We start from the raw sequence: 16,243 nt of genomic DNA on the forward strand, positions 1-16,243 counted from the left end.
CCCGCGCCGGCCGGGCCGAACAGCGGCGCGGCCTCGGCCGGTACGGGCTGGCCGGTGGCCCGCGCGCGGCGCAGCACCGACCAGTAATACCGGTAGCTCGCGCGATCGTGCAGCGTATCACCGTGGCGCGTCGGCCCCCAGTCGGCGGCCTGCGCGGCCAGCAGGATCTCGGCGGCCAGCGCGACCTCGTCGGTACGCGGCGCGAATGCGTCGACGATCGGGCGGATCTGCGCGGGGTGGATGCTCCACATCCGCGTGAAGGCGAATTCGTCGCGCGCGCGGCGTGCATCGGCGGCGACGACGCTCATGTCGCGCACCTCGGTCGTCACGTTGTGCGACGGCGTCTTGCCGTGCGCGTGGCAAGCCGCGGCGATTTCCAGCTTCGCGCGGCGCACGAGCGGGTGCTCGAACTGGCCGGGCGAGCGCATCGCGGCATCGGGAATCGCGCCATGGTGCGCGGAGACGAAATCCATCAGCCCGAAGCTCAGCGTGCCGACCGTCGGCAGCGCGGCGAGGGCGGCCGCCTGCGCGAGCGCGCCGTGCGTCTCGACCAGCACGTCGACCGGGATCGGCTGCGCGATGCCGAGCTCGCGGCGCGTGCCTTCGATGAACGCGGTCATTTCGGCTGCGTCGGCGGCACTCGCGATCTTCGGGAGCGTGATGTAGGCGGGTGCGCGCGACGCGCGCAGCACGATGCGCACGTCGTCGCGCCAGTGCGGATGGGAAAAGTCGTGGATGCGGACGCCGACGCGGCCGAAGCGGTTTTCGTCGCTGCCGAGCATGTCGGCGACGAGTGCCGCGTGCGCGGCTTCCTGGCCGACGGCCGCGCCGTCTTCGCAGTCGAGCGTGATGTCGAACACGGGGCCCGTTTCGGCCTGCAGCGCGAGCGACTTGCGCATCAGCTTTTCGCTGCCCGCGTAGTGATCGCAACAGGGCAGGACCGCGGGCGGGGACGCCCCGTCGTACAGCACTTGTGCAGGAGTGAGCGCAGCCATCTCGTCTACGTCAGGGAAGCGGGTCAACGTGGAGAAAATCGGATTCGGGCGCGTTCTGGGCCGGTGCGCGGCGGGCGCGGGGCGGCAAAACGGGCGCGGATCGGATCGTTCGGCAGGGCCGGCGGCTGGCGCCGGCCCGGGCCGGAACCGGGCGGCCCGAGAGCCGCCCGGCAAAGGCACGTGATGCTTAGTTCTTCAGCAGGTGGGCAACGCCATCGCGCTCTTCGAGCAGCTCGGCCAGCGTGCCGTCCATCTTCTCGCGCGAGAAGGCGTCGATTTCCAGGCCTTCGATGCGCTTGTACTCGCCGTTTTCGCACACGACCGGCACGCCGTAGATGATGTCTTCGGGGATGCCGTACGAGCCGTCCGACGGGATGCCCATCGTGACCCACTTGCCGTTCGTGCCGAGGACCCAGTCACGCACGTGGTCGATCGCCGCGTTGGCTGCCGACGCCGCCGACGACAGGCCGCGCGCTTCGATGATCGCCGCGCCGCGCTTGCCGACGGTCGGGATGAACGTGTCGCGGTTCCACACGTCGTCGTTGATCAGCTTCAGCAGCGATTCGCCTTCGGCGGTCGCGAAGCGGAAGTCGGGGTACATCGTCGGCGAGTGGTTGCCCCACACGGCGAGCTTCTCGATCGATGCGACCGGCTTGCCCGACTTCGCTGCGAGCTGCGACAGCGCGCGGTTGTGGTCGAGGCGCAGCATTGCCGTGAAGTTCTTCTTCGGCAGATCCGGCGCCGACTTCATCGCGATGTATGCGTTCGTGTTCGCCGGGTTGCCGACGACCAGCACCTTCACGTCGCGGCTGGCGACTTCGTTCAGCGCAGCGCCCTGAACCGTGAAGATTTCAGCGTTCGCCGACAGCAGGTCCTTGCGCTCCATGCCCTTCGAGCGCGGACGTGCGCCGACCAGCAGTGCGACGTCGGCATCCTTGAATGCGACCTTCGGATCGTCGGTGATCACGACGCCCGCCAGCAGCGGGAACGCGCAATCGTCGAGTTCCATCACGACGCCTTTGACGGCGGCTTGGGCTTGCGGGAGGTCGAGCAGTTGCAGGATGACCGGCTGGTCCTTGCCGAGCAGGTCGCCGTTCGCGATGCGGAACAGCAGGGAGTAAGCGATTTGACCTGCGGCGCCGGTGACGGCAACGCGCTTTGCGGGCTTAGCCATTGAAAATCTCCAGGACGGGTGAAGCGTTGGACGCTAGCGAAAACGCCATTCTATGCGCGTTGTGCGTAGCGTTGCATTGAAGCAGGGCGGAGGACTCGCGATGGCAGACGCGGTGAACCTGGAGACGGCCGTGGCACGTAGCCGGGGACGCGCTTTTGCACCCGCGAACCCTTGCTCGACCGGGAGTGTAGGAGCCGTCACGCGCAAAGTCAAACGGTATCATATGTCTTATATAAGACAGATGTTTTGCGGAAATTGAGTGGACGAAAAAGTGCGGTTTGTGATGAAATGCGCGCCATGACATCGAACCAGGCGAATACCGCGAATCAGACCGGCGCAGGCGGCCCAGGGCAGCCGGGCGCGAGCGATCCCGCACCTTCGCCTGCGGCGCCGCCGTCGCCGACGTTCAGCCCGTTATACCAGCAGATTAAGTCATTGATCACGCAAAGTCTCGAATCCGGTGAATGGAAGCCGGGCGAGATCATCCCGAGCGAGGTGGAGCTCGCGGCCCGCTACAAGGTCAGCCAGGGCACCGTCCGCAAGGCGATCGACGAACTGGCCGCGGAAAACCTCGTGGTCCGGCGGCAGGGCAAGGGTACTTTTGTTGCGACGCACAATGAGGATCGCGCGCAGTTCCGCTTCCTGCGCCTGCTGGCCGACGACGGTGCCGAGCATCCGCACGTGAGCCGCCTGCTCGAATGCCGGCGCCTGCGCGCGCCGGCCGAGATCGCGCGGCAGCTCGACCTGAAGCCGGCCGATCCGGTCGTGCAGGTGCGCCGGCTGCTGGAGTTCGAGAACGAAGTGACGGTGCTCGACGAGATCTGGCTGCCGGGCGCGATGTTCCGCGGGCTCACGTTCGAGCGGCTGAGCGAGTACAAGGGGCCGCTCTACGCGATGTTCGAGACGGAGTTCGGCACGCGGATGATTCGCGCGACGGAGAAGATCCGCGCGGTGGCGGCGGAGCCGGCGGTGGCGGACCTGCTGCACGTGCCGGCGGGTTTTCCGTTGCTGTCGGTCGAGCGCGTGTCCTATACATATGGTGACCGGCCGGTGGAGGTGCGTCGCGGCTGGTATGTCACAACCGGGTACTACTATCAGAATGACTTGAGTTGACGGAGTTTCGGCTCAAGCCGAGTGCGTTCGCGTTTCCCACGCTCGCGAAGCACGTTTCGGGCCGCCTTTTGTTCTAGTTCGCGCAACTATCCAGAGCAGACTTTCGCTGCAGCGCGATATAAAAAGGCGCTAAAATCGCGGATTAGTGTGACAACATAGTAGGGGTCTAGCATGACTGATGCAGTAAGAAAGCCGAGGCCGGAATACCGGAACATCGGATTCGCCGATATCACGATGAAATATCGCATGCCGCTGGCGGCGATATTGTCGATTCTCCATCGAGTCAGCGGCGCGCTGCTGTTCTTGTTCCTGCCGTTCCTGCTGTTCCTCTTCGACCAGAGCCTCACGTCCGAGCTCAGCTTCGAAGTCTTCAAGGCTTTCCTCTCCAACATCATCGTCAAGCTGATCGTCCTCGCACTGTCGTGGGCCTTCTTCCACCATTTCTGCGCCGGCATTCGCCACCTGCTGATGGACGTCAACCACGACGCCGTCACGAAGGAAGGCGGCAAGCGGACGGCAGTCGTCGTCTTTGTCGTCTCGATCGCGCTGACGATCGCCATGGCACTCAAACTGTTCGGAGCATTCTAAGAAAATGGCAGCCAATAACCGAATCGGCTCGAAGCGCCTCGTCGTCGGCGCACATTACGGCCTGCGCGACTGGCTTGCGCAGCGCATCACCGCCACGATCATGGCGGTCTACACGGTCATTCTGCTCGTCCTGTTCTTCGGCGCGCACGATTTCTCGTACGAAGGCTGGGCATCGATCTTCGCCGCGCAATGGATGAAGCTCGCGACCTTCGTGATGCTGCTTTCCCTCTTCTACCACGCATGGGTCGGCGTGCGCGACATCTGGATGGACTACGTGAAGCCCGTCGGTGTGCGCCTGCTGCTGCAATCGCTGACCATCGTCTGGCTGCTCGCATGTGCGGGCTACGCCGCGCAGATTCTCTGGAGAGTGTAAAGAATGGCTGCAATCAAAACTAATCTCCCGCGCCGCAAGTTTGACGTCGTGATCGTCGGCGCGGGCGGCTCCGGCTTGCGCGCGGCGCTGCAACTGTCGCGCGCGGGCCTGTCGGTCGGCGTGCTGTCGAAGGTGTTCCCGACGCGTTCGCACACGGTGGCCGCGCAGGGCGGTATCGGTGCGTCGCTCGGCAACATGAGCGAAGACAACTGGCACTTCCACTTCTACGACACGATCAAGGGCTCCGACTGGCTCGGCGACCAGGACGCGATCGAGTTCATGTGCCGTGAAGCGCCGAACGTCGTGTACGAACTCGAGCACTTCGGCATGCCGTTCGACCGCAACGCGGACGGCACGATCTACCAGCGCCCGTTCGGCGGCCACACCGCGAACTACGGCGAGAAGCCGGTCCAGCGCGCATGCGCGGCCGCCGACCGGACCGGTCACGCGCTGCTGCACACGCTGTACCAGCAGAACGTCGAAGCGAAGACGCAGTTCTTCGTCGAATGGATGGCGCTCGACCTGATCCGCGATGCGGACGGCGACGTGCTCGGCGTGACGGCCCTCGAGATGGAGACGGGCGACGTCTACATCATGGAAGGCAAGACGACGCTGTTCGCGACGGGCGGCGCAGGCCGGATCTTCGCGGCATCGACCAACGCGTTCATCAACACCGGCGACGGCCTCGGCATGGCTGCGCGTTCGGGCATCGCGCTGCAGGACATGGAGTTCTGGCAGTTCCACCCGACCGGCGTGGCCGGCGCGGGCGTGCTGATCACCGAAGGCGTGCGTGGTGAAGGCGGTATCCTGCGCAACGCGAACGGCGAGCGCTTCATGGAGCGCTATGCACCGACGCTGAAGGATCTGGCGCCGCGTGACTTCGTGTCGCGCTCGATGGACCAGGAAATCAAGGAAGGCCGCGGCGTGGGGCCGAACAAGGATCACGTGCTGCTCGACCTGTCGCACATCGGCGCCGAGACGATCATGAAGCGTCTGCCGTCGATCCGCGAAATCGCGCTGAAGTTCGCGAACGTCGACGCGATCAAGGAACCGATCCCGGTCGTCCCGACGATCCACTACCAGATGGGCGGCATCCCGACCAACATCCACGGCCAGGTCGTCGGCACGTCGCGCGGTCACAAGGATCCGGTCAACGGCTTCTACGCAGTGGGCGAATGCTCGTGCGTGTCCGTGCACGGCGCAAACCGCCTCGGCACGAACTCGCTGCTGGACCTCGTGGTGTTCGGCCGTGCGGCCGGCAACCACATCGTCGAGCACGTGAAGAACCAGAAGGAACACAAGCCGCTGCCGGCCGATGCAGGCGAATTCTCGCTGGCGCGCCTGGCGAAGCTGGACAAGTCGACCTCGGGCGAATACACGCAGGACGTCGCGAACGACATCCGTTCGACGATGCAGAAGCACGCAGGCGTGTTCCGCACGTCGGAGCTGCTGAAGGAAGGCGTCGACCAGATGGCCGGCCTGAAGGCGCGCGTGGAAAACATCCACCTGAAGGACAAGTCGAAGGTGTTCAACACCGCGCGCGTCGAAGCGCTCGAGCTGGAGAACCTGATCGAAGTGGCCCGCGCCACGATGGTGTCGGCGGAAGCGCGCAAGGAAAGCCGTGGCGCGCACGCACACAGCGACTACGAACACCGCGACGACGAGAACTGGCTGCGCCACACGCTGTGGTACAGCGAAGGCGATCGCCTCGACTACAAGCCGGTTCAAATGAAGCCGCTGACGGTCGACTCCGTGCCGCCGAAGCCGCGCACGTTCTAAGCCGAGTCAAAGGAATCCGAAATGGCAAAACGCATTTTTGAAGTCTACCGCTACGATCCGGACAAGGACGCAGCGCCGCGCATGCAGACGTACGAGCTCGAGATCCAGCATGAGCGCATGCTGCTCGACGCACTGGTGAAGCTGAAGGCACTGGACGAGACGCTGTCGTTCCGCCGTTCGTGCCGTGAAGGCGTGTGCGGTTCGGACGCGATGAACATCAACGGCAAGAACGGTCTCGCGTGCCTGACGAACCTGAACGACCTGCCGCAGAAGATCGTGCTGCGTCCGCTGCCGGGCCTGCCCGTCGTGCGCGACCTGATCGTCGACATGACGCACTTCTTCAACCAGTACCACTCGATCAAGCCGTACCTGATCAACGACGCGCCGCCGCCGGAGAAGGAACGCCTCCAGTCGCCGGAAGAACGCGACGAGCTCGACGGCGTGTACGAGTGCATTCTGTGCGCGAGCTGCTCGACGTCGTGCCCGAGCTTCTGGTGGAACCCGGACAAATTCGTCGGCCCGGCCGGCCTGCTGCAGGCTTACCGCTTCATCGCGGACAGCCGCGACACCGCTACCGGCGAGCGTCTCGACAACCTGGAAGACCCGTACCGTCTGTTCCGTTGCCACACGATCATGAACTGCGTCGACGTTTGCCCGAAGGGCCTGAACCCGACGAAGGCGATCGGCAAGATCAAGGAACTGATGGTCCGCCGCGCGGTTTAAGGCCGGGCTGCAATGAGCGACGATTCGCATCAATCCGACCCGCACCGTCGCGCGCGCCTTCGCTGGCGCGCGCGGCGGGGTCTGCTGGAAAACGACATCGTATTCGAGCGTTTCTTCGGCAGATACGAGCATGACCTCACCGATGCAGACGTAGGCGCGTTGTCGCGCCTGCTCGATCTGAGCGACAACGACCTGATGGACTTGCTCCTCGCGCGCAAGGAACCAGAAGGCGACCTAGACAGCCCGGACATTCACCGGCTGTTGGAGATGCTGCGCAACGTGTAACGCCAAGGTGTGACACGTTGTGCCCGTTATCGAATCCCGTTTCTTTATTTCGATTGAGGATGTGCCATGACTCCGTCTGATGTTAAAGCCACGCTATCGTTCAGCGACAACTCTCCGAGCGTCGAAATGCCGATCTACAAGGGCACGATGGGCCCGGACGTGATCGACATCCGCAAGCTGTACGGCCAGACCGGCAAGTTCACGTACGACCCGGGCTTCATGTCGACGGCAGCTTGTAATTCGGCGATCACGTACATCGACGGCGACAAGGGCGAGCTGCTGTACCGCGGCTACCCGATCGACAACCTCGCGCAAAACGCGGACTTCCTCGAAAGCTGCTACCTGCTGCTGAAGGGTGAGCTGCCGAACGCAGCGCAGAAGAAGGAATTCGTCGACACCGTCACGAAGCACACGATGGTGCACGAGCAGATGCACTTCTTCTTCCGTGGCTTCCGCCGCGACGCGCACCCGATGGCGATCCTGGTCGCCGCAGTCGGCGCGCTGTCGGCGTTCTACCACGACTCGCTCGACATCAACGATCCGCGTCACCGTGAAGTGTCGGCGATCCGCATGATCGCGAAGCTGCCGACGCTCGTCGCGATGGCTTACAAGTACAGCATCGGCCAGCCGTTCGTGTATCCGAAGAACTCGCTGTCGTACAGCGCGAACTTCATGCACATGATGTTCTCGAACCCGTGCGAAGAGTACAAGGTCAACGACGTGCTCGTCCGCGCACTCGACCGTATCCTGATCCTGCACGCCGACCACGAGCAGAACGCATCGACGTCGACCGTCCGCCTGGCCGGCTCGTCGGGCGCGAACCCGTTCGCATGTATCGCGGCCGGTATCGCGTGTCTGTGGGGCCCGGCGCACGGTGGTGCGAACGAAGCCGCGCTGAACATGCTCGAGCAGATCGGTTCGCCGGACAACATCCCCGAATTCATCAAGCAGGTGAAGGACAAGAATTCGGGCGTGAAGCTGATGGGCTTCGGTCACCGCGTGTACAAGAACTACGACCCGCGTGCGAAGCTGATGCGCGAAACGTGCTACGAAGTGCTGAACGAACTGGGCCTGCACGACGACCCGCTGTTCAAGCTCGCGATGCAGCTCGAGAAGATCGCGCTGGAAGACGAATACTTCGTGTCGCGCAAGCTGTACCCGAACGTCGACTTCTACTCGGGCATCGTTCAGCGCGCGCTGGGCATCCCGACGTCGATGTTCACGTGTATCTTCGCGATGGCACGTACGGTCGGCTGGATCGCACAGTGGAACGAAATGATCGGCGATCCGGAGCAGAAGATCGGCCGTCCGCGTCAGCTGTTCATCGGCGATACGCCGCGCGAAGCGAAGCCGCTCAACGCACGTTAAGCCGTGTGTGGCGCGAACGGCCGGCAGGCCGCTCGTGTCGGGCAATCGCAACGCCACGACACCCCGACGGGTCATCCCGTCGGGGTGTTTTCATTTGCGCGCCGGATCGGCGCGATGCTCCAGCGACGGCGGGCGTGTGTCGAGTGCGGGCGCGTCGTCATCGGGCGCGTGGCCGTGCCGCACGAAGAATTGCCGGTAGGCGCCGGGCGTCATCCCGCGTGCGGCGAGGAACTGGCGGTTGAAGTTCGCGGCATTCGGAATGCCGCAGCGCGCGGCCACGGTCGCGATCGGCCAGTCGGTGCCGACGAGATGACGGCACGCGTGCGCGAGCCGCAGCCGCTGCACGTAGCGCCCGACGCTTTCGCCGAGATGTCGGACGAACAGGCGCTGCAGCGTGCGTTCGGACATGTGCGCAGCGGCGGCAAGCGCGTCGATGCGCAGCGGTTCGTGGAAGTGCCGGTCGATCGCATCGAGCACGCGGTCAAGGCGCTCCGCTTCGGGGGCGGCCGAATCGGCGTGCGGTGTCGTGCTTTCGGTTCGGTCGTACGCGTGCGCGGTGGCGAGCGGCTCGCCGCCGGCTTCCGCGAGATCGGCGAGCGTGTCGAGCGCGGCCGCGAGCCTGGCGCGCGGCGACGGATCGAGCAAGTGCGGCAGCCGCGCCCGCATCGCGCGGGCTGTGTCCGTGTCGAAGCGCAGGCCCGGTGCGGCACGCCGCAGCAGCGAACGCAGCGGCGCGTATTCGGGGCAGCAGTCGGCCAGCCGCCGCACCCAGTCGCCGTCGAACCAGATGACGACCGCGACCTCGGGCGCATCGCGATCGATGCGCGCGTTCGACGACCAGGTATGCGGCAGGTTGGGCGGCACGAGCACCAGGTCGTCGTCTGCGTAGTGCGCGACGTGATCGCCGATGAAGCGCCGGCCGCGGCTGTTGAGCGTCAGCGTCAGTTCGTACTCGGGATGGCGATGCCATTCGAACGGAATGCGCGCGAGCTGGCGGTGATAGACACGGATCGAACAGCCGGGGGCGAACGTCACGTGCTCGTACTGCGGTTTCATCGCGGCCTCCGGGAGAGGGCGGGCATCGCGCCATGGCATGATCGAGGTCGATCGTCACGACGGAGCAATGCCATGTTTTCACATGTTTGCGTGGGCGTCAGCGACACCTCACGCGCCTACGATTTCTACGCGCCGCTGTTCGCGGAACTCGGGCTGCGCCTCAAATTCCGCGAGCCGGACGGCTGGACGGGCTGGATGCCGGCCGACGCCGACCGGCCGCTGTTCTTCTTCGGCCAGCCGCTCGACGGCCGTGCGCCCGAACCGGGCAACGGCCACACGATCGCGTTCGTTGCGCCGACGCGCGCGCACGTCGATCGCTGCCACGCGCTCGCGCTGCGCCACGGCGGCACCTGCGAAGGGCCGCCGGGCCTGCGGCCGGACTATCACCGCGATTACTACGGCGCCTATTTCCGCGATCCGGACGGCAACAAGCTTTGCGTGGTCTGTCATCGTTCCGAGTGATCCAGGGTTGTCAGGATTGTATCGATAGTTGGCCGGATAACGGTGATCTCGGCTGCGCACCGGCCGTACGCTGACGGCACATCACGATACCTGTCAGCGAGGAGACCACGATGCAACTGACGATTGACGACCTGCCTGCCGCGATTCGCGACGCGAAAAAGCGGCTGCGCGCCGACCTGCCCGGTTATGCGGCCACGTTTCGCGAGCTGGAGGGCGACATCGCGCGGCAGGTCGACGCGATCCGCCGCGCGCATGCGCATGGTCACGACGTGATTCCGGTGGTGCCGTTCGCGGACATCGCGGGCGGGACGGTCGATCCGCGCGCGGTGGCAGCGATCCGCACGCATGGCGCGGTCGTGATTCGTCGCGTATTCGATGCGCGGCAGGCGCGCGACTGGAACGACGAGATCGGCGCGTACCTGGACGCGAACCGCTTCACCGAGCGGCTCGATGCGCGCGCCGAGGATCGCTATTTCGGCAACCTTGCGTCGGGCAAGCCGCAGATCTACGGCGTTTATTGGTCGAAGCCGCAGGTGGCTGCGCGCCAGTCGCCGGCACTGACGCGGGCGCGCGTGTTCCTGAACCGTCTGTGGCGGCACGCCGACGGCGGGCGTACGCACTTCGATCCCGACCAGGTGCCGGCCTATGCGGACCGGATTCGCCGCCGCCCGCCCGGCTCGACGTCACTCGGGCTGTCGCCGCATGTCGACGGCGGTTCCGTCGAACGCTGGCTCGGCGCGAACTTCCGCCAGGTCTACCGTCACGTGCTGGCCGGCCGCTGGCGTGATTACGACCCGTTCGATGCGGCGTTCCGTCCGGACGTCGAGGAGATTCCGTCGCCGGCCGTGTGCTCGATGTTCCGCACGTTCCAGGGCTGGACCGCGCTCACGCCGCAGGGGCCGGGCGACGGCACGCTGCAGTTGATCCCGGTTGCGAACGCGATGGCCTATGTCGTGCTGCGCGCGCTGCAGGACGATGTCGCCGACGACGACCTGTGCGGCGCGCGTCCGGGTCGCGCGCTGTCGATCCGGCCTGAATGGCACCCACTGTTGCTCGATGCGCTGGTGCCGATCCCGCACATGGAGCCGGGCGACGCGGTGTTCTGGCATGGCGACGTCGTGCACGCGGTCGAGGATGCGCACCGCGGCAGCGGCGACAGCAACGTGATGTACATCGCGGCCGCGCCCGGTTGCGCGAAGAACGACGCGTACCTGCTGCGCCAGCGGGCCGCGTTCCTGCGCGGTGAGAGCCCGCCCGATTTCCCGGCCGACCATTTCGAGGTCGAATTCGACGGACGGGGCGGGGAGGGCGATCTCTCGGCGCTCGGCCGTTCGCAGATGGGGTTCGGGCCGGGCGCTTAGCCCGTGTCGCACGGGAAAGCGGCCGTTCGCCACGCGGTGAACGGCCGTCTGCCGAATCCGCTGCGGGCTGCGTGCAATTCGACGCAATCGGCTGTCGGCGCAGCCGAAATCGACGCGAATTGCGCAATTTGGCTTCCGATAATGGTCCGGACACAACGCAGCCGCCCCGTGTGCCGCACGGGTGTGGCGCTGACCATGGAGGAGTCGATGCAATTCACGCAAGCGATCGTTCGCCGCCCTGCGCCGTCCTGCGGCGCGGGCCTGACTACTGCCGCGCTCGGCGCGCCCGACTACGACAAGACGCTCACGCAGTTCCACGCATACTGCGACGCGCTGCGCACGCTCGGCGTCGAGCTGACCGAACTGCCGCCGCTGGACGCGTTTCCCGATTCGCACTTCGTCGAGGACGTCGCGGTCGTGACACCGGAATTCGCGGTGATCACGCGCCCCGGTGCGCCCGCCCGGCGCGGCGAGACGGTGCACATCGAAGCGGCGCTCGCCGCGCATCGCGACCTGCTGCCGATGCAGGACGGCCGTCTCGACGGCGGCGACGTGATGCTGGTCGGCAAGCGCTTCTACATCGGCCTGACGGGCCGTACCGACGCCGAAGGCATTGCCGCATTCGAAGCGCTCGTGTCGCGCTACGGCTATTCGGTCGTCGCGGTGCCGGTGGGCGCCGGCCTGCATTTGAAGTCGGTCGTCAACGCGCTCGGCGACGACACGCTGCTCGTGACCGAAGCGCTGGCCGCGCATCCGGCATTCGCCGACTATCGACGGATCGCAATCTCGGCCGCCGACGAATACGCGGGCAACACGCTGCGCGTGAACGGCACGCTGATCACGCCGGCCGGCTACCCGCGCGTGCACGACGCGATCGCGTCGCTCGGGCTGCCGCTGCACGTGATCGATACGAGCGAGTTCCGCAAGATGGACGGCGGCCTGACCTGCCTGTCGCTGCGGTTCTAGCCGATTGGCGCGCGGCCGCTTCGGCCGGATAATGTGGCCCCCGCGCGGAACAGGAAACGTTCCGCGCACCAGCCACGACCCGACCGGAGCGAACGCGGATGACCGACAAGAAGATGCAGCTCGACAAGATCGATCTCCGGATCCTCGACATCCTGCGCACCGACGGGCGCATTTCCTACCGGAAGCTGTCGGAGCTCGTGAACCTCACGCCGCGGCCCTGCCAGGCGCGCGTGGAGCGGCTCGAGGCGCTCGGCGTGATCGAGGGCTACCGTGCGGTGATCAAGGCGCCGCGCGCGACCAAGCCGATCGTCGTGATCGCGCAGATCGTGCTGGCCGACCACGGGCGTTCGCAGGCGCCGTTCGAAGACGAAATGCGTGCGAATCCGGCCGTGCTCGATTGCTGGCTCGTCAGCGGCACGTTCGATTTTCTCGTGCGGCTCGCGTGCGAGGATCTCGACGAGTACCGGCGGATCGCGAACGTGTGGCTGGAAAGCCCGCGATTCCGGATCGAGAAGATCGTGACGACGGCCGAACTGCAGGCGATCAAGCGCACCGTCGTGTGAGGCGGCCGGCCGGGAAGGACCGGTTTCGACGCGAATGACCGGGCCTGACGATTTGTATTCCGAATCAAATTGTCCAGCCCGAATCCAATCAGGGTGAACACTATGGATGCTATGCAAGCGGCAGTGGAGACGGCCGCGCCGTCGGGAACGACGCTGAAGCGCCGTCTGCAGGGCCGCCACATCGCGATGATCGCGATCGGCGGCTCGATCGGCACGGGGCTGTTCGTCGCGTCGGGTGCGTCGGTCGCGCAGGCGGGGCCGGGCGGTGCGATCGCCGCGTATATCGCGATCGGGCTGATGGTGTACTTCGTCGTCACGGGCCTCGGCGAGATGGCCGCGCTGATGCCGGTGTCGGGGTCGTTTGCGATCTACGGCGAGAAGTACGTCGACGAAGGCTTCGGCGTCGCGCTCGGCTGGACCTACTGGTACAGCTGGGCCGTGACGATCGCGATCGAGCTGGTCGCCGCGCAGATCGTGATGCGCTACTGGTTTCCGACCATACCCGGCATCTGGTGGGGCGCGGGCTTTCTCGTGCTGATCTTCCTGCTGAATACGCTGTCGGTGCGCGGCTTCGGCGAATCGGAATACTGGTTCTCGCTGATCAAGGTCGTGACCGTGGTCGCGTTCATCGCGGCCGGGCTGCTGATCGCCGCAGGCCTGATCGGGAACGGGCATCCGGTCGGCTTGCGCAACTTCACGACCGGCGACGCGCCGTTTGTCGGCGGCGTGCACGCGATGATGAGCGTCGCGCTGATCGCGGGATTCTCGTTTCTCGGCACCGAGCTGGTCGGGATCACGGCCGGCGAATCGGAGAATCCGCGCAAGACGATCCCGCGCGCGGTGAAGCAGATTTTCTGGCGAATCATGCTGTTCTACGTGTTCGCGATCTTCGTGATCGGCCTGCTGGTGCCGTACACGGACCCGAACCTGTTGAAGAGCGACGTGACCGACATCGGCGTGAGCCCGTTCACGCTGGTGTTCAGCCATGCCGGTTTCCGGCTTGCCGCCGGCGCCATGAATCTCGTGATCCTGACGGCCGTGCTGTCGGCCGGCAACTCCGGCACCTACGCGGCGACACGGATGCTGTACAACCTCGCGGCGGAAGGGCGCGCGCCGGCGATGTTCGCGACGCTGTCGCCGGGCGGCGTGCCGCGCAACGCGCTGTACGCGACGATGGCCGTCGGCGGGCTGTGCTTCCTCACGTCGCTGACCAGCAACCAGAGCATCTATCTGTGGCTGCTGAACACGGTCGGCATCACGGGCTTCATCGCGTGGCTCGGCATCGCGGTCTGCCATTACCGGTTCCGCAAGGGGTTCCTGAAGCAGGGCTACCGGCTCGATCAGCTGCCGTACCGCGCGAAATGGTTCCCGTTCGGGCCGCTGTTCGCGATCGCGATCTGCATCGTGATCTCGCTCGGGCAGGATTACCAGGCGTTCTTCGCGGCCCGCATCGACTGGATGGAAGTGCTGTCGATCTACGTGTGGATTCCGCTGTTCGTCGCGATCTGGTGGGCATATCGCCGGGCGCGCAAGAGCCGGCTCGTGCGCTACGAGGAGATGGACATCGGGCCGTGGCTGACGCGCTCGGTCGAGGCCGTCGATGCGGCGGCCACGCAGCACGGGCACCCGCACTGACTTGTCGGTATTGAAGGCGGGGTGCCGAAAGCGCGGCAACGGAAGCCGGTCGTATCGGACGGCCGGCTCCGCTGCGACGGCCCGCGCGCGGCGGCGCGCGCAAACCGCGCTCAGTGCGCGTGCTGCAACCGTGCCTTCATGAAGTCCACCCACGCGCGCACTTTCTGCGGCACGTGCCGCGTCGCGACGTACAGCGCGTAGACGTTCTGCTGCGGAAACCGGTACGCGGGCAGCGCATCGACCAGCGTGCCGCTTTCGAGATCGTCGCGCACGAGCCATTCGGGCAGCAGCGCGACGCCGCTGCCCTGGCGCGCGAGTTCACGCAACACCGATGCGTTGTCGACGACGACGCGAGGCTTCGCGGCCGGTCGAAATGCATGTTCGTTGCCCGCGCGATCGGTGAGCGTCCATTCGGCGATCCGCTCGAGCCGGCTGTGGCCGAGCTGCGGCAGGCGGGCGAGGTCGTCGGGCGACGCCGGTTTCGGGCGCCCGGCCTTCGCCGGCAGGTCGGGCGCCATCACGGCGAGTACGTCGTAGGTGGCGAGGCAGACGCCGCGATAGGGCAGGTCGCGAAAGTGCTCGTGGCGTCCGAGCCGGATCGCGACGTCGAAGCGGTCGCGCACGAGATCGGCCTGCGACGTATGCGTTTCGAGCCGCACGCGTAACGCGGGATGCTGCGCGGTGAAGGCATGCAGCATCGGTGCGAGGACGCGCGCCGCATACTCGACCGTCGACGTCACACGCAGCATGCCCTGCATCCCGCCGTGCTCGCCGCGCACCTCGTCGATCGCGCCTTCGGCTTCGTCGAGCACGCGCAGGCAGCGCTGATAGAAGCGCTCGCCGGCATCGGTCAGCTCGACACGCCGGGTCGTGCGCGTGAGCAGCGTGACGCCGAGCTCGGCTTCGAGCTGTTTCACGTTGAAACTGACGGCCGCCCGCGCCTGGTTCAGTGCGGTGGCGGCGGCCGTGAACGAACCGGCTTCGACCACGGCACGGAAAACGGCGAAACGATCGAGGCTCACCATGGTTGGGGCGTGGGTCCTGTCTGGGTGTTGGATCGCTCGAAGGGTACCCGAATGTGCGGCCGCGCGGCGTTGCGGCGTTGCGGCGCTACGGCGTCGGGGCGGCGCGATCCGATTGTCAAAAAATTGCGACGGGACTCGTCGCATCCGGCCGCTTACCGATACGCGTGCCGGCTTCTACACTGCGGCGTTTCGTGATGTTCCCGCCGCCATGCCAGACCGTTCCAGAATCGCCGCCGTCTACCTGCTCGGCTTCGCGATCGACCTCGCGAACATGTTCATGCTGAACGCCGCGTATCCGGCGCTGCAGCGCGAGCTGCACGCGTCGGTTGCGCAGCTTGCGTGGGTCGGCAACATGTACGTGCTCGGCCTGACCGTCGTGATTCCGTTCGGCACGTGGCTCGCGCGCCGTTGCGGCGAGCGGCGCGTGTTCGCCGCATCGCTGCTGCTGTTCGGGCTCGGCAGTGCCGGCGTCGGCGCGTCGCCGTCGATCGAGACGCTGCTCGCGTGGCGGCTGGTCCAGGGGCTCGGCGGCGGGCTGCTGATTCCGGTCGGGCAGACGATGGCCTATCGCGCGTATCCGCCGCAGGCGCGGGCGCGGCTCACGTCGGTCGTGATGATGGTCGCGCTGCTCGTGCCCGCGTTGTCGCCGGCGATCGGCGGGGCGATCGTCGATCGCGGTTCGTGGCGCGCGATCTTCTTCGCGATGTTGCCGATCGCGGCCGCGACCTGCGCGCTCGCGTTCGCATGGCTGCCGCGCGACGGCGCGCGCGACCGGCC

Annotated in this window: 17 protein-coding genes; 13 read left to right on the forward strand and 4 right to left on the reverse strand. The window is 66.1% G+C overall.

Annotation, left to right across the window (positions count from 1 at the left end; genetic code table 11):
• Both DPV74_RS30140 and DPV74_RS30145 read right to left on the reverse strand, forming a co-directional pair.
• Positions 1-995: CoA ester lyase (locus DPV74_RS30140; RefSeq protein ID WP_119338518.1), on the reverse strand; the 995-nt coding region annotated here is incomplete at its 3' end.
• A gap of 187 nt (positions 996-1,182) precedes the next feature.
• A complete protein-coding gene (locus DPV74_RS30145) occupies positions 1,183-2,169 on the reverse strand; it encodes a malate dehydrogenase (protein WP_027791119.1) in 987 nt (328 codons plus the stop codon).
• 288 nt (positions 2,170-2,457) lie between these two features.
• Between DPV74_RS30145 and DPV74_RS30150 the strand changes: the two genes are divergently transcribed.
• The 7 genes from DPV74_RS30150 to gltA all read left to right on the forward strand — a co-directional run bounded on the left by DPV74_RS30150 (position 2,458) and on the right by gltA (position 8,398).
• Positions 2,458-3,282: a GntR family transcriptional regulator gene (locus DPV74_RS30150; RefSeq protein WP_034196031.1), complete on the forward strand. Its 825-nt coding sequence runs from the start codon at positions 2,458-2,460 to the stop codon at positions 3,280-3,282.
• A 171-nt stretch (positions 3,283-3,453) separates the two neighbouring features.
• Positions 3,454-3,870, forward strand: coding sequence for a succinate dehydrogenase, cytochrome b556 subunit (gene sdhC / locus DPV74_RS30155; RefSeq protein ID WP_021158703.1), 417 nt, complete (start codon positions 3,454-3,456; stop codon positions 3,868-3,870).
• Between the two features lie 4 nt (positions 3,871-3,874).
• Complete coding sequence (gene sdhD / locus DPV74_RS30160) at positions 3,875-4,243, forward strand: succinate dehydrogenase, hydrophobic membrane anchor protein (RefSeq protein ID WP_011355745.1); 369 nt, start codon at positions 3,875-3,877, stop codon at positions 4,241-4,243.
• A gap of 3 nt (positions 4,244-4,246) precedes the next feature.
• Entirely contained in the window at positions 4,247-6,022 is a 1,776-nt protein-coding gene (gene sdhA / locus DPV74_RS30165) for a succinate dehydrogenase flavoprotein subunit (RefSeq protein ID WP_027791121.1), read from the forward strand.
• A 21-nt stretch (positions 6,023-6,043) separates the two neighbouring features.
• Positions 6,044-6,745 (forward strand): succinate dehydrogenase iron-sulfur subunit, encoded by a 702-nt coding sequence (locus DPV74_RS30170; RefSeq protein ID WP_006479352.1) that lies wholly within the window; start codon positions 6,044-6,046, stop codon positions 6,743-6,745.
• Positions 6,746-6,757: 12 nt separating this feature from the next.
• Complete coding sequence (locus tag DPV74_RS30175; RefSeq protein ID WP_011548107.1) at positions 6,758-7,030, forward strand: succinate dehydrogenase assembly factor 2; 273 nt, start codon at positions 6,758-6,760, stop codon at positions 7,028-7,030.
• Between the two features lie 66 nt (positions 7,031-7,096).
• Positions 7,097-8,398, forward strand: coding sequence for a citrate synthase (gltA, locus tag DPV74_RS30180; protein ID WP_049097329.1), 1,302 nt, complete (start codon positions 7,097-7,099; stop codon positions 8,396-8,398).
• Between the two features lie 90 nt (positions 8,399-8,488).
• Here the strand turns inward: gltA and DPV74_RS30185 are convergent, their stop codons facing one another.
• On the reverse strand, positions 8,489-9,454 hold the full coding sequence (locus DPV74_RS30185; RefSeq protein WP_119338519.1) for an AraC family transcriptional regulator: 966 nt from the start codon (positions 9,452-9,454) through the stop codon (positions 8,489-8,491).
• A gap of 72 nt (positions 9,455-9,526) precedes the next feature.
• Between DPV74_RS30185 and DPV74_RS30190 the strand changes: the two genes are divergently transcribed.
• From DPV74_RS30190 to DPV74_RS30210, 5 genes are all read left to right on the forward strand, one after another.
• The gene (locus tag DPV74_RS30190) at positions 9,527-9,916 is read left to right on the forward strand and encodes a VOC family protein (RefSeq protein ID WP_119338520.1); all 390 of its coding nucleotides are present in this window, start codon (positions 9,527-9,529) and stop codon (positions 9,914-9,916) included.
• A gap of 110 nt (positions 9,917-10,026) precedes the next feature.
• Entirely contained in the window at positions 10,027-11,277 is a 1,251-nt protein-coding gene (locus DPV74_RS30195) for a DUF1479 domain-containing protein (protein ID WP_119338521.1), read from the forward strand.
• A 207-nt stretch (positions 11,278-11,484) separates the two neighbouring features.
• Complete coding sequence (locus DPV74_RS30200; protein ID WP_119338524.1) at positions 11,485-12,243, forward strand: dimethylarginine dimethylaminohydrolase family protein; 759 nt, start codon at positions 11,485-11,487, stop codon at positions 12,241-12,243.
• 98 nt (positions 12,244-12,341) lie between these two features.
• Complete coding sequence (locus tag DPV74_RS30205; RefSeq protein WP_059684359.1) at positions 12,342-12,806, forward strand: Lrp/AsnC family transcriptional regulator; 465 nt, start codon at positions 12,342-12,344, stop codon at positions 12,804-12,806.
• A 102-nt stretch (positions 12,807-12,908) separates the two neighbouring features.
• On the forward strand, positions 12,909-14,441 hold the full coding sequence (locus DPV74_RS30210; protein WP_119338522.1) for an amino acid permease: 1,533 nt from the start codon (positions 12,909-12,911) through the stop codon (positions 14,439-14,441).
• A 110-nt stretch (positions 14,442-14,551) separates the two neighbouring features.
• On the opposite strand, the gene DPV74_RS30215 is transcribed toward DPV74_RS30210, so the two are convergent.
• Positions 14,552-15,466, reverse strand: a complete 915-nt coding sequence (locus DPV74_RS30215) for a LysR family transcriptional regulator (RefSeq protein ID WP_060083435.1) — start codon at positions 15,464-15,466, stop codon at positions 14,552-14,554.
• Between the two features lie 208 nt (positions 15,467-15,674).
• Between DPV74_RS30215 and DPV74_RS30220 the strand changes: the two genes are divergently transcribed.
• Positions 15,675-16,243, forward strand: a 569-nt coding sequence (locus DPV74_RS30220; protein ID WP_119338523.1) for an MFS transporter, incomplete at its 3' end; no start/stop codon positions are given.

The sequence above is a fragment of the Burkholderia sp. HAN2018 genome, assembly GCF_024704855.1.
GTDB lineage: Bacteria > Pseudomonadota > Gammaproteobacteria > Burkholderiales > Burkholderiaceae > Burkholderia > Burkholderia cepacia.

What these genes read in the sequence shown, in the direction of transcription:
- DPV74_RS30145 (WP_027791119.1), bottom strand. Translation starts at nt 2,169, where the DNA reads ATGGCTAAGCCCGCAAAGCGCGTTGCCGTCACCGGCGCCGCAGGTCAA.
- DPV74_RS30150 (WP_034196031.1), top strand. Translation starts at nt 2,458, where the DNA reads ATGCGCGCCATGACATCGAACCAGGCGAATACCGCGAATCAGACCGGC.
- sdhC (WP_021158703.1), top strand. Translation starts at nt 3,454, where the DNA reads ATGACTGATGCAGTAAGAAAGCCGAGGCCGGAATACCGGAACATCGGA.
- sdhD (WP_011355745.1), top strand. Translation starts at nt 3,875, where the DNA reads ATGGCAGCCAATAACCGAATCGGCTCGAAGCGCCTCGTCGTCGGCGCA.
- sdhA (WP_027791121.1), top strand. Translation starts at nt 4,247, where the DNA reads ATGGCTGCAATCAAAACTAATCTCCCGCGCCGCAAGTTTGACGTCGTG.
- DPV74_RS30170 (WP_006479352.1), top strand. Translation starts at nt 6,044, where the DNA reads ATGGCAAAACGCATTTTTGAAGTCTACCGCTACGATCCGGACAAGGAC.
- DPV74_RS30175 (WP_011548107.1), top strand. Translation starts at nt 6,758, where the DNA reads ATGAGCGACGATTCGCATCAATCCGACCCGCACCGTCGCGCGCGCCTT.
- gltA (WP_049097329.1), top strand. Translation starts at nt 7,097, where the DNA reads ATGACTCCGTCTGATGTTAAAGCCACGCTATCGTTCAGCGACAACTCT.
- DPV74_RS30185 (WP_119338519.1), bottom strand. Translation starts at nt 9,454, where the DNA reads ATGAAACCGCAGTACGAGCACGTGACGTTCGCCCCCGGCTGTTCGATC.
- DPV74_RS30190 (WP_119338520.1), top strand. Translation starts at nt 9,527, where the DNA reads ATGTTTTCACATGTTTGCGTGGGCGTCAGCGACACCTCACGCGCCTAC.
- DPV74_RS30195 (WP_119338521.1), top strand. Translation starts at nt 10,027, where the DNA reads ATGCAACTGACGATTGACGACCTGCCTGCCGCGATTCGCGACGCGAAA.
- DPV74_RS30200 (WP_119338524.1), top strand. Translation starts at nt 11,485, where the DNA reads ATGCAATTCACGCAAGCGATCGTTCGCCGCCCTGCGCCGTCCTGCGGC.
- DPV74_RS30205 (WP_059684359.1), top strand. Translation starts at nt 12,342, where the DNA reads ATGACCGACAAGAAGATGCAGCTCGACAAGATCGATCTCCGGATCCTC.
- DPV74_RS30210 (WP_119338522.1), top strand. Translation starts at nt 12,909, where the DNA reads ATGGATGCTATGCAAGCGGCAGTGGAGACGGCCGCGCCGTCGGGAACG.
- DPV74_RS30215 (WP_060083435.1), bottom strand. Translation starts at nt 15,466, where the DNA reads ATGGTGAGCCTCGATCGTTTCGCCGTTTTCCGTGCCGTGGTCGAAGCC.